Annotated in this window: 8 protein-coding genes; 4 read left to right on the top strand and 4 right to left on the bottom strand. The window is 68.6% G+C overall.

From position 1 onward, the window contains the following. Positions 1-2: 2 nt before the first annotated feature. From AC6EUL_RS11640 to AC6EUL_RS11625, 4 genes are all read right to left on the bottom strand, one after another. Positions 3-2,825, bottom strand: a complete 2,823-nt coding sequence (locus tag AC6EUL_RS11640) for a bifunctional transaldolase/phosoglucose isomerase (RefSeq protein WP_499870192.1) — start codon at positions 2,823-2,825, stop codon at positions 3-5. A 197-nt stretch (positions 2,826-3,022) separates the two neighbouring features. Continuing rightward, on the bottom strand, positions 3,023-5,098 hold the full coding sequence (tkt, locus tag AC6EUL_RS11635; RefSeq protein ID WP_056350648.1) for a transketolase: 2,076 nt from the start codon (positions 5,096-5,098) through the stop codon (positions 3,023-3,025). Between the two features lie 51 nt (positions 5,099-5,149). Next, complete coding sequence (locus AC6EUL_RS11630) at positions 5,150-7,054, bottom strand: glycoside hydrolase family 15 protein (protein WP_499870190.1); 1,905 nt, start codon at positions 7,052-7,054, stop codon at positions 5,150-5,152. Between the two features lie 132 nt (positions 7,055-7,186). Then, entirely contained in the window at positions 7,187-7,855 is a 669-nt protein-coding gene (locus AC6EUL_RS11625) for a hypothetical protein (protein ID WP_499870188.1), read from the bottom strand. Between the two features lie 349 nt (positions 7,856-8,204). Here AC6EUL_RS11625 and AC6EUL_RS11620 point away from each other — a divergent pair, with 349 nt between their 5' ends. The 4 genes from AC6EUL_RS11620 (at position 8,205) to ntrB (ending at position 12,379) form a co-directional block, all read left to right on the top strand. Beyond that, the gene (locus AC6EUL_RS11620; protein ID WP_056213559.1) at positions 8,205-8,792 is read left to right on the top strand and encodes an ANTAR domain-containing response regulator; all 588 of its coding nucleotides are present in this window, start codon (positions 8,205-8,207) and stop codon (positions 8,790-8,792) included. Between the two features lie 13 nt (positions 8,793-8,805). Next, positions 8,806-9,816 carry a CmpA/NrtA family ABC transporter substrate-binding protein gene (locus tag AC6EUL_RS11615; protein ID WP_499870185.1) on the top strand — a complete coding sequence of 337 codons (1,011 nt, stop codon included), beginning with the start codon at positions 8,806-8,808 and terminating at the stop codon, positions 9,814-9,816. Positions 9,817-10,226: 410 nt separating this feature from the next. Continuing rightward, positions 10,227-11,516: a CmpA/NrtA family ABC transporter substrate-binding protein gene (locus AC6EUL_RS11610; RefSeq protein ID WP_499870183.1), complete on the top strand. Its 1,290-nt coding sequence runs from the start codon at positions 10,227-10,229 to the stop codon at positions 11,514-11,516. After that, the gene (gene ntrB, locus AC6EUL_RS11605; protein ID WP_056213565.1) at positions 11,516-12,379 is read left to right on the top strand and encodes a nitrate ABC transporter permease; all 864 of its coding nucleotides are present in this window, start codon (positions 11,516-11,518) and stop codon (positions 12,377-12,379) included. The genes AC6EUL_RS11610 and ntrB overlap by 1 nt, the downstream gene beginning before the upstream one ends. Positions 12,380-12,388: the final 9 nt, after the last annotated feature.

Below are 12,388 nucleotides of genomic sequence, written 5' to 3'. Positions count from 1 at the left end.
TGCTAGAGCGCCGCTCGAATCGCCGCGGCGATGCGCTTCAGGCCGGCCTCGACTTGACCGCCCTTGATATGGACGCGCAGGGCCCGGCGTCTGCGCTCGGCCAGGACCGCGAAATCGCCCCGGGCCTGGGCCGCCACCACCGTGCCGAAACCGAGGCTGCGACCGGGAATCGCGAGATCCGCCGAGGGATCGGCCGTGATCTGCAGGAACACGCCAGTATCGGGCCCACCCTTGTAGGCCTGACCGGTGGAGTGCAGGAAGCGCGGCCCGAATTCGAGGCAAGTGGCGAGGCGGCGCGTGTCGCGCAGCGCCACCCGGGCCTCCTGCAGGATCGCGTGGTGGCCGGGATTGCGGGCCACATAGGCCAGGAGCGCGACGTAGTCGCCGTCCTTCGCCCGGGCGAGATGGGCCGCGATGGCCGCCTCGAGCCCTTCGGTGGCCCGGGGCAGGGCGCCGGCATTGCACGGATCCGCGTAGAGGGCCATCGTCTCGTCGGCGAAGATCGGTGTCTCGCCCGGCAGGGCACCGCTCTTCTCGGCCGCATCGAACAGCTTCTTCGTCTCGATCTTGCTCGCCTCGACGTCGGGCTGGTCGAAGGGATTGATACCGAGCATCGCGCCCGCGACCGCCGTGGCGATCTCGAAGCGGAAGAATTCCTGTGGCAGCTGCTCCTCGTTGGCCAGGGTGATGTGCGCCACCGGGTGGCCTTCTCGCTCGAGGTTGCGCACCGCCTCGTCCTGGTGAGGATCGGCGCGGCCGTCGAGGCGCAGGTAGACGAAGAAGCGGTCGCGGCCGTAGACGGCGGGTACGTCGACGGGCTCGCCGTCGATGGGGATCAGGCCCTTGCCCGCCTTGCCGGTGGATTCGGCGATGAGTTGCTCGGCCCAGGCGCCGAAGGTGTCGATGCCGGGGGACGCGACGATCGTGACCTTGTCACGGCCAGCGCTCAGCGCAGCCGCCCCCATGGCGGTGCCGAGGAGCACGCCCGGGTTCTGGGCAGGCGGCACGGCTGGGCCACAGGAGCGGACCATGGTCCGGGCGGTGTCGAGGAAGGACCTCACGTCGATACCTGAGGCCGCCGCCGGGACGAGGCCGAACGCCGACAGGACCGAGTAGCGCCCGCCGATCTGCGGCACGCCGTAGAAGATCTTTCGGAAATTGTCCGTCTTCGCGGCCTTTTCCATGGCCGAACCCGGGTCGGTGACGGCGACGAAATGGGCACCGGCCTTGTCGGCCCCCACCGTCTCCTTCATCCGGCCGAGGAAGTAATCCCGGAAGACGTTGGGCTCGAGGGTCGAGCCCGACTTGCTCGCCACGATGAACAGCGTGGTCGGCAGGCTGATCGCAGCCTCCGTCTCGCGGACCTGATCCGGATCGGTGGAGTCGAGAATCCGCAGACGGGGGAAGCCCTCGCGGCTGCCGTAAGTCTCGGCGAGCACTTCCGGGCCGAGGCTCGAGCCGCCCATTCCAAGAACGACGACGTCGCTGAAGCCGCCCGCCCGCACGTCCTCGGCAAAGGCCTCGTAGTCGGCGACATGGTCGAGCTCGTCCTCGACGATGCGCAACCAGCCGAGCCAGCGGTCTTCGTCCGTCCCGCTCCAAACGGTCTTGTCGTGCGCCCAGAGCCGGCGGATCTTGCCGGACGCGCGCCACTCCTCGACCGCCTTCTTGGCGGCGGCGCCGAGCGTCTCGCCCAACACGAGAGTCTGCGCGTCGAGCTTCGGCCCCAGGAAGTCGATGCGCTTGGCCGCCACCGCACTGAGGAGCTTATCGGCGGCGTCGATGAAGAGTTGCACGCCCTCGTCGACCAGGGTGTCGGCGACCGTCTCGATGTGGATGCCGGCCTCGGCGAGGCGCGCCATCACGGCCTGCGCGCCCGAGACGTCGCTCTCGATGGCGGCCTTGACGGTGCCGTGATCGCGGAACGCGTCCATGGTGGCCGGCGGCATGGTGTTGACGGTATCGGGGCCGATCAGCGCCTCGACGTAGAGAACGTCGGAATAAGCCTTGTTCTTCACGCCCGTCGAGGCCCAGAGCAGGCGCTGCGCCTTGGCACCCTTCTGCGCGAGGGCCTGCCATTGCGGCTCGGCGTGGATAGCCTTGTAGCGCTGGTAGGCGAGCTTGGCATTGGCGATGGCGACCTTGCCCTTGAGGTCGTCGAAGCCGCCGGCCTCGTCCAAGGCCTTGTCGACCGCGACATCGATCCGGCTGATGAAGAAGCTCGCAACGCTCGCGACCTTCGATACGTCACCGCCTTTGGCCGCGAAGGCCTGCAGGCCGGCGATGAAGGCGCGGGCCACCGCCTCGTAGGTGTCGACCGAGAACAGAAGGGTGACGTTGATGCTGATGCCGTCCGCGGTCAGGGCCTGGATCGCCGGAATGCCCTCCCGGGTCGCCGGCACCTTCACCATCAGGTTGTCGCGGGCCACCATCGCGTGGAGGCGGCGGGCCTCGGCCAAGGTCTCCTCGGTGTCGAGAGCCAAGTAAGGCGACACCTCAAGACTGACGTAGCCGTCGGCGCCGTCGCTCTCGTCGTAGACCGGGCGCAGCACATCGGCGGCGGCCTGGATGTCGGCCACCGCGCAACCTTCGTAGAGGTCGATGACGCGGGCATCGCCTTGATCCATCACGGATTTCAGGGCGTCATCGTATTCCGACGATCCGCCGATGGCCTTCTCGAAGATCGAGGGGTTCGAGGTGACGCCGCGCAGGCCGTCCTCGTCCACCAAAGCCTTCAGCTTGCCTTGCGCAACGAAGCCGCGGGCGACGAAATCGAGCCACACGGCCTGCCCCTGTTCGGGAAAGAGAGCCTTGAGCGGGTTCATGGGAAACTCCTCGTCGTCCGGGCGCCGGGCGGGGAGACCCGTCGCCGACATCCATCACCGGTTCTGTGCATCTCCCCCCAACGAGGGGAGGAGAGGATGGTAGGGTGGCCGGTCACGCTGACCGGCTGGGGAAGCTGGCGGCGCCGACTCGGCCCTCGGCCCTCCCCCAGAAGGGGAGGGGAAAACGTTCGCGCCGCCTACTTCCTGTGTCGAGCGATCTGATCGCGGGCGGCCTGGAGCACCTTCTCGGGGGTGAAGCCGAACTTGGTCTGCAGGTCCTTGATCGGCGCCGAGGAGCCGAAGGTGTGCATGCCGATGATCGTGCCCGCCGAGCCCGCAAAGCGGTCCCAGCCGATCACCGAGCCCTGCTCGACGGCGACGCGGGCCAGCACCTCGGGGATCAGCACGCTGTTGCGGTAGCCCTCGTCCTGACGCTCGAACAGGTCCCAGGACGGCATCGAGACGACGCGGGCCTTGACACCCTCTGCCGTCAGCGCCTCGTAGGCCGAGACACAGAGCTGTACCTCCGAGCCCGTGCCGATGAGGATGACCTCTGGCGTTCCCTCGCAATCGGCGAGGACATAGGCCCCCTTGGCGGTGCCGGACGCCGCGGCGTACGTCGACCGGTCCAGGGTCGGCAGCGGCTGGCGGCTCAGCGCCAGCACCGCCGGCTGATCCTTCAGGCTCATGATCACCCGATAGGATTCCGCGACCTCGTTGGCGTCCGCCGGGCGGAGGGTGACGAGCCCCGGGATCGCCCGCAGCGTCAGCAGTTGCTCCACCGGCTGGTGGGTGGGACCATCCTCGCCGACGCCGATCGAATCGTGCGTGAAGACGTGGAAGACCGGCACCTCCATCAAGGCCGCCAAACGAATCGGCGGGCGCATGTAGTCGGCGAAGACCAGGAAGGTGGCGCCGTAGGCACGCAGACCGACGAGGCCGAGGCCGTTCACGATCGAGCCCATCGCGTGCTCGCGCACACCGAAGTGGATGTTGCGGCCACCCGGTTCGAAGGGTGTCAGAGAGCCGGCTCCCTCGAAGGTGAGATTGGTCTTGTTGGACGGCGCGAGATCGGCCGAGCCGCCCAGCATGAACGGCACGTGCTGCGCGATGGCGTTCAGCACCTTCCCGGAGGACTCACGGGTGGCAAGGCCCTTGGCGTCCGCTTCGAAGACCGGGATGTCCTTGTCCCAGCCGGCCGGCAACCGGCCCTCGAGATAGGCATCGAGTTCCTCGGCATGCACCGGGTCCGCGGCCTTGGCCTCGTGGAAGAAGCCCTCCCAGGTGGCGTAGAGTTCGGCACCGCGCTTGCCGATGCCATTGCGGAAGTTGTCGTAGACCCCGTCGGGCACCAGGAACTGCGCGTCCTCGGGCCAGCCATAGGCACGCTTGGCCCCCTTGACCTCGTCCTCGCCGAGCGCGTCCGAGTGGGCCTTGGCGGTGTTCTGCTTCTTGGGCGCGCCGTAGCCGATGATCGAGTTGACGACGATCAACGTCGGGCGGTCGCTGGACTGGAGGAAGGTCTCCAGAGCCGACGAGACCGCGTGGACATCGTTGGCATCGGCCACGCGCAGGACCTGCCAGCCATAGGCAAGGAAGCGGGCCGCGACCTCCTCGGAGAAGGCGAGTTCGGTGTGGCCCTCGATCGTGATGGTGTTGTTGTCGTAGATCCAGCACAGGTTCGACAGACGCAGGTGCCCGGCGATGGAGGCCGCCTCCGAGGCGACGCCTTCCATCAGATCGCCGTCCGAGCAAATGGCGTAGACGTTGTAGTCGAACAGCGGCAGGTCGGGCCGATTCAGGCGCTCGCCCAGAAAGCGGCCGCCCATCGCCATGCCGACGGAGTTCGCCACGCCCTGACCGAGGGGACCGGTCGTGGTCTCGACGCCGGTGGTGAAGTGGTACTCGGGATGGCCGGGAGTCCGGCTGTCGAGTTGGCGAAAATTCTTGAGGTCGTCGATGGTCAGGGCGGGCGCGTTGCCGCCGTCCTTCTCGGTCACGCCGGCGAGATGGATCAGGCCGTAGAGCAGCATCGAGGCGTGACCGGCCGAGAGCACGAAGCGGTCGCGATTGGGCCAGTGCGGGTGCGCCGGGTCATAGCGCAGGTAGCGGTTCCATAGGGTGTAGGCCACCGGCGCCAGCGCCATAGGGGCGCCGGCATGGCCTGAATTGGCCTTCTGCACCGCGTCGATGGCGAGCGTCCGGAGCGTGTCGATGCTGAGCTTGTCGATCTCGCTCAGGGCCGCGTTCGGCTTGGTATCTGCTCCGCTCATCTCTCGTCGTCCTTCATCTGTGGGCTTGTTCGCCTGGAGCGTCCGAAACGCTCAGGCGTCGCACCGTTGGGGTGCAGGCGTGGTCGCACCCGGAGATTCGGCTTCCGCAGAGCCGCTGCTCCGCTCCCTGGCCGGCCCCTTGGCCCGGCTGTAGTTGAGAATGGTGTTCACCAGCGTGACGTGGCTGAAAGCCTGCGGGAAGTTGCCCACGAGGCGCCGGGCCTTCACATCATACTCCTCCGCCACCAATCCGACATCGTTGCAGACGCCGATCAGCCTCTCGATCAGCGCACGCGCCTCGTCGCAGCGCCCGAGACCGATGAGGTTGTCGGCGTACCAGAACGAGCAGGGCAGGAACGCGCCCTCGTCGCCGGGCAGACCGTCGGTGGTCTGGTTCTCGGTGTCGTAGCGCAGCACGAAGCCGTCGCGCATCAGGGTGTGCCCGATGGCCTCCACGGTGCCGACCACCCGCGGGTCGTCCTGGGGCAAGAAGCCCATATGGGCGATGAGCAGCAGGCTCGCGTCGAGTCGCTTCGAACCGTAGGACTGCACGAAGCTGTTCAGCTCAGGGTCGAAGCCCTTGGCGCAGACCTCCGCGTGAATCTGCTCGCGGATCTCGCGCCAGCGCGCCACCGGCACGTCACGAGCCTCCTTGGGCCGGTGGCTCAAACCGGTGGTCCGAATCTCATCCTGCTCGCGGGTCTCGGCCTCCTCGAAGGAACGGATGGCCCGATCGAAGGCGACCCAGGCCATGACCTTCGAGTGAACGAAGTGCCGGCGTCCGCCGCGCACCTCCCAGATGCCCTCGTCGGGCGTACACCAGACCTTCTCGAGATGGCGCAGCAGCGCTTCGCCGACGCGCCAGCCGTCGGCATCGCCCTGGAGGCCGCGTTGGTGCGCCTGATAGAGCGCGTCGAAGATTTCGCCGTAGACGTCGAGCTGGAACTGCTCCACCGCCGCGTTGCCGATGCGCACGGGCTTCGAGTTCTCGTAGCCGGGCAGCCAATCGAGCTCGATCTCGGGCAGCATGCGCTCCCCGGCGATGCCGTAGAGGATGTGCGCCTGCTCCGGGTTCCCAGCCACGGCGCGCACCAGCCAGTCGCGCCAGGCGCGGGCCTCGTCGAGGTAGCCGCCATCCATCAGGGCGATCAGCGTGAAGGTGGAATCGCGCAGCCAGCAGAACCGGTAGTCCCAGTTGCGTACGCCGCCGAGATCCTCCGGCAGGGACGTGGTGGGCGCGGCCACGATGCCGCCGGTCGGCTGGTAGATCAGCGCCTTCAGGGTGAGCAGCGAGCGCTTCAGGATCGCGTCCCAGGGTGTGCCGGAAGCAGCGCGGCTGGACCAGTCGCGCCAGTAGCGATCGGTCTCGAACAGCACCTTGCGCGGCTGGATCGGCGCCGGGTCGTCCTCGTGGGATGCCCCGTAGCTCAGGGTGAAGGCCACGCTCTGACCGGCTTCCACCGTGAATTCCGAGACGGTGGTCTGATCCTGGCCGAACGTCGGCACTAGGGTGCGCAGCACCACCTTGTGCGGTCCGGAGATCGCGCGGAGATCACCGAGTTCGTTGTGCGAGACCCAGGGCACCGCCAATCCGTAATCGAAGCGGACGCGAAGGCGCATCCGCATGGGCACGGTCCCCTCGAGCCCCTCGACGATCCTGACGAGATGCGCGCCATCGTTGGCCGGCATGTAGTCGGTCACCCGCACGACGCCGGCGGCGGTCTCGTGCCGGGTTTCCAGGACGAGGCTGCCCTCGCGATACTGGCGCGTCGTGGCGGCCGCATCGGTAGGGCCGAGCTTCCAGTAGCCGTGATCCTCCGTGCCGAGCAGGGCGGCGAAGCAGGCGGCGGAATCGAAGCGGGGCCAACAGAGCCAGTCGACGCTGCCGTCGCGGGCGATCAGCGCAGCGGTACGGCCATCGCCGACGAGCGCGTAATCCTCGATCCGTCCGGCCATCCAGGTCCTCGTCCTCGCGACGTCGACCGTCACGGGGCCGCGCAGCATCGCTGAGCGTCCACGTAGTCTTCGAAGGCGGCAGGGTCCAGGGTCAGGGGCGCTTTTGCTGGCCCGCCAACGCTTCGAAAGCGTTCAGCGGAGGCGCCCGATCCAACCGGAGACGGCGGCACCGAGGGTTGCGGTCTCCGCGCCGAGGGCCGCGCCCTGGTCGCTCACGAAGGTACCGGCGGCGGCGGTCTTGGCGCCCATGAAGGCGCCGGCAGCGGCGCCCGCCTGGGTCACCGCGCGGATCGTCGGCGCGAACGGCAGGGCGAGGTCGGGCAAGGTCGCGTCAGGCAGGCCGATCCCGGGCAGCACGCCCTCGTCCCCCTCGGCGGCGGCATGCGAGACCTCGGCCTCGGCCGCGAAGGGCAGGGCCTTCTCGCGAACCTGCGGCAGTCTCGCTGGGGCCTGCGGTGCCCTCTCGGAAACCTGCGGCGCCTTGTCGGTGGTCGGCGCGACCTTGGCGGCTGCAAGGCGCGGATGCTCGAACCCGCGCGGAGCGGCGAGGCGGGCAGGCCGAGGCACGGTCCTGTGGGCTTGGGCGGCGGGCTCGGCCTGGGCGACGATGACCAGTGGGAACTGGGACTGGAAGGCAAGAGGGGCCGGGATGAAGGGCGCCACCGCCGTCGCCTCCGGTGCGGCAGCCACCGCTGTCGCCGGAACTGAGGCCGGTGCCACAGGGGCCGGCTCGTGGCAGAGATAGGAGGCTGCCCCGAGGATCACCGCCATGGCCAGCGTCGGCAGGAGGGGCGGCGTCACGCCACGCGCGGAACCCGATTCGAACGCCGTCTGATCGGGGGGCGTTTCGAACGCCGTCTGATCGGGGGGCGTGCAGCCTGACATCCGGGGCACCTCGCTGTGCGTTTCAGCAACCGGTCCGATCGCCAGCGCCATTAGCCGGGCTGTTTGCGGCGGAACCTGGGCTGTTTCCTCTCCAAACGGTAATGTTTCGCCGGGCATGCGGCTTGCCTTCCCGGTGATGACCCTCCTGTTCCCCGCCTTCCGAACGCCACGCCCGCGCCCACAGCGTCATGTGCCTTGTCATCCCCTCGACCGGCATGCGACCTGCCGGGACCGCCCCAACCCCGATTCGCGTCCCCGGACACCGATGACCGAGCCGACCCTGACCGTCGCCGTGATCGACCCGAGCCGTGCCCGCGCCGCGATCCTCGAGGAGGGCCTCATGGCGGCGGGCTTCACCCGCGTCGTGGTTCTGCCCGACACCGCCGACCTGCCGGCCCGGGTGGCGGCCCTGAACCCGGACGTGGTCGTGATCCACCTGGAGAGCCCGAGCCGGGACATTCTGGAGCAGATGTCGGGCCTGTCCCGACACGTGGAGCGGCCGGTGGCGATGTTCGTCGACCGCTCGGACGTGCCGATGATGCAGGCGGCGATGGATGCGGGCATTTCCGCCTACGTCGTCGACGGATTGCAGCCGCAGCGCATCCGCTCGATCCTCGACGTGGCGATCCTGCGCTTCAACGCCTTCGCGCGGCTGCAACGCGAATTGTCGGAGGCGCGGGGCGAGCTCGCCGACCGCAAGCTCATCGAGCGGGCCAAGGGTATCCTGATGACGGCCAAGGGCCTCTCGGAGGAGGAGGCCTACCGGACGATGCGGCGCAAGGCCATGAACGAGAAGCGGAAAATCGCCGACATCGCCCGCGCCATCGTGACCGCGGCGGATCTCCTGGGATGAGAGGCCTGCCCCGATGAGACTCGCTCTCGGATACGTGCCGCTCATCGACGCGGCGCCCCTGATCGCCGCCGTGGAGGGGGGCTTCACCGCCGCCGAAGGCCTGGCGGTGGACCTCGTCAGTGAGCCCTCCTGGGCGACGCTCCGGGACAAGCTGGCGCTCGGGCACCTCGACGGCGCGCACATGCTGGCGCCCCTCGCCCTCGCCAGCGCCCTCGGCATCAGCGGGCCGGAGACCGACCTGGTGGTGCCCCTCGGGCTCAGCCTCAACGGCAATGCGGTCACGGTCTCGCGCCCGCTCTGGGCCGAGATGGCGCCGGAGGCCGACGATCTCGACTCGATGGCACGCGCGTTTTCCCGTGTCGCACGCGTGCGGGTCACACAGGGTCGACCCCTGACGCTGGGCACCGTGCACCCCTTCTCGTGCCACACCTACCAGCTCCGGATGTTCGCGGCCCGCGGCGGGCTCGACCTCGACGCCGCGACCCGGCTGGTGGTGATCCCGCCGCCCTGGATCGCCCAGGCCCTGCGCTCCGGGCAGATCGACGGGTTCTGCGCCGGCAGCCCCTGGAACAGCGTGTCTGTGGCCGAGGGATACGGCCGCATCGTCGCCCTCGGCTTCGAACTGGCCCCGGACTGCCCGGAAAAGGTGCTGGCGCTGCCAGCCTATGCGGCGGAGACGAGTGCGGCCCTGGTCCGCGCGGTGCGTCGGGCCGGGCGCTGGTGCGCGGCGGCCGAGAACCGGGGCGAGCTGGCAAGCCTGCTCGCCCATCCGAGCCATCTCGGCATCGATCCGGGCCTCGTCCGCCGGGCCCTGGCCGGCACCGTGGTGGTCGATCCGGACGGGACCGAGCGGCCCGCGTCGCGCTTCGTCGTGTTCGGCGCCGCGGCCGAGCGGCCGGTTCCCGACCAGGCCGACTGGCTCCTCGACCAGATGGGACAGGCCGGTCAGATCACGCCCACGCCCGCCCTGTCCGCCCGTGCCCGGGCGATCTACCGGCCCGACCTGTACGCAGCCGCCGGCTGAGAGGCCGCTGCCGCGGGCATCGGCAGGGTGCCCGCGGATTGTGCAGCGCAGCGCGTGGCGCGCAGGCAGGCAGACCGGGCGGCCGATCTCGCGGTCCGGCCTGGTTTCTCGCATCCGCACGGGCTCCGAAACCGAAGGCGGCCGCTGAGACGTTTCTGACAAAAACCTTTGATCGGAACCGGTTGGAGCGCATCCGGGATGCCCGGCATCGCAATGGTCCGGCGGCCGCACCAGACTTGGCACGCCCCGTGCAAAGCATCAGGGGCTCGCCAACGATGACGAGCCTTATCCGTCGGCAGAGCCGCTGACCCGAGTCCCCCACGGAACGCCGATCGTGCGTTCGATGGATGTGCTTGGTCGGCGGTTTTTTTCTTTGGCGGATGTCCATGATTGCGAGGGTTTCGGGTTCGATGACTGACGGTGTCCGCAACAACCGCCGTGACCTCCTGAAGGGGGCCGCCGCGACGCTGTCCCTGGCGGCCCTCGCCCGCACGGCCCTGCCGGGGGGCGCCTTCGCGCAGGGGGCCGGCCCCGAGGTGAAGGGCGCCAAGCTCGGGTTCATCGCCCTCACCGACGCGAGCCCGCTCTTCGTGGCCAAGGAGAAGGGCTTCTTCGCCAAGCACGGCATGCCCGACGTCGAGGTGCTCAAGCAGGCGAGCTGGGGCACCACCCGCGACAACCTCGTCCTCGGCTCCGAAGGCAACGGCATCGACGGCGCCCACATCCTGACGCCGATGCCCTACCTGATCTCGGCCGGACGGGTGACGCAGAACAACGTGCCCGTGCCGATGCAGATCCTGGCCCGGCTCAACACCAACGGCCAGTGCATCTCGGTCGCCAAGGAATACCTCGACCAGAAGGTTGCCCTGGACGCCAAGGTGTTCAAGGCGGCGATCGAGAAGAAGAAGGCCGCCGGCAAGTCGGTCAAGGCGGCCATGACCTTCCCGGGCGGCACCCACGACCTCTGGATCCGCTACTGGATGGCCGCCGGCGGCATCGACCCGGACAAGGACATCGAGACCATCGTCGTGCCGCCGCCCCAGATGGTGGCGAACATGAAGGTCGGCACGATGGACTGCTTCTGCGTCGGCGAGCCGTGGAACGCCCAGCTGGTGCAGCAGGGCCTCGGCTACACCGCGCTCACCACCGGCGAACTCTGGAAGGACCACCCCGAGAAGGCCTTCGCCATGCGGGCCTCCTTCACGGAGAAGTACCCGAACGCCACCAAGGCTTTGCTGATGGCGGTGCTGGAAGCGCAGGCCTGGTGCGACCGGCCCGAGAACAAGGACGAGGTCGCCGCCATCGCGGCCAAGCGCCAGTGGATGAACGTCCCGGTCTCGGACGTCGCCGGCCGCATCAAGGGCACGATCGATTACGGCGACGGCCGCGTGGTCGAGAACAGCCCCTTCGTGATGAAGTTCTGGAACGACAACGCCTCGTATCCCTACCAGTCTCACGACCTCTGGTTCCTCACCGAGGACATCCGCTGGGGCAAGTTCGACGCGCAGACCGACACCAAGGCGCTGATCGCCAAGGTGAACCGCGAAGACCTCTGGCGCGAGGCGGCCAAGGCCCTCGGCGTCACCGCGATCCCGGCCTCCATCTCCCGCGGAAAGGAGACCTTCTTCGACGGCAAGGTCTTCGATCCGGCCGATCCCGCCGCCTACCTGTCCAGCCTCAGCATCAAGAGGATCGCGTGATGGCCAACACCACCACCCTCGCGGCCAGCGCCGCCGCCGCGCCGGCCAAGCCGAAGCGGGCGCCCCTCGTCACGATGGCCACCCTGAACACCATCGCCAAGAACCTGATCCCGCCGGTCGTGGTGCTGATCGCGTTCCTGGTGATCTGGGAGATGCTCTGCTCGCGCCCCGGCGCCGGCCTGCCGCCGCCCTCGCGCGTCGTCACCGAGGCCTGGGACATCATCGCCCACCCGTTCTACGACAACGGCGGTACCGACAAGGGTCTGTTCTGGCACATCTCCGCCAGCATCCAGCGCGTCGCCCTCGGCTTCGCCCTGGCCACCGTCGTGGGCATCCTCACCGGCACCCTGATCGGGCAGTCGGAATGGGCCATGCGCGGCCTCGACCCGATCTTTCAGGTCCTGCGCACGATCCCGCCGCTGGCCTGGCTCCCGCTGTCGCTCGCCGCGTTCCGGGACGGACAGCCCTCCGCGATCTTCGTGATCTTCATCACGTCGATCTGGCCGATCATCATCAACACGGCGGTGGGCATCCGGAACATCCCGCAGGACTACCGCAACGTGGCGGCGGTGCTGCGCCTGAACCCGCTGGAGTTCTTCGCCAAGATCATGCTGCCCTCGGCGGCCCCCTACATCTTCACTGGCCTGCGCATCGGCGTCGGCCTGTCCTGGCTCGCCATCGTGGCGGCCGAGATGCTCATCGGCGGCGTCGGCATCGGCTTCTTCATCTGGGACGCGTGGAACTCCTCCCACATCTCCGAGATCATCGTCGCCCTCGTCTATGTCGGGATCATCGGCTTCATTCTCGACCGCTTCGTCGCCTTCGTCGGCACCCTGGTCACCCGCGGCACCGCGACGGCCTGAGGAGGGATT

This window comes from Methylobacterium sp. 001424705 (assembly GCF_059816145.1).
Note: the sequence above shows the minus strand (reverse complement) of the source record. Positions and strands in the feature narration are given on the sequence as shown.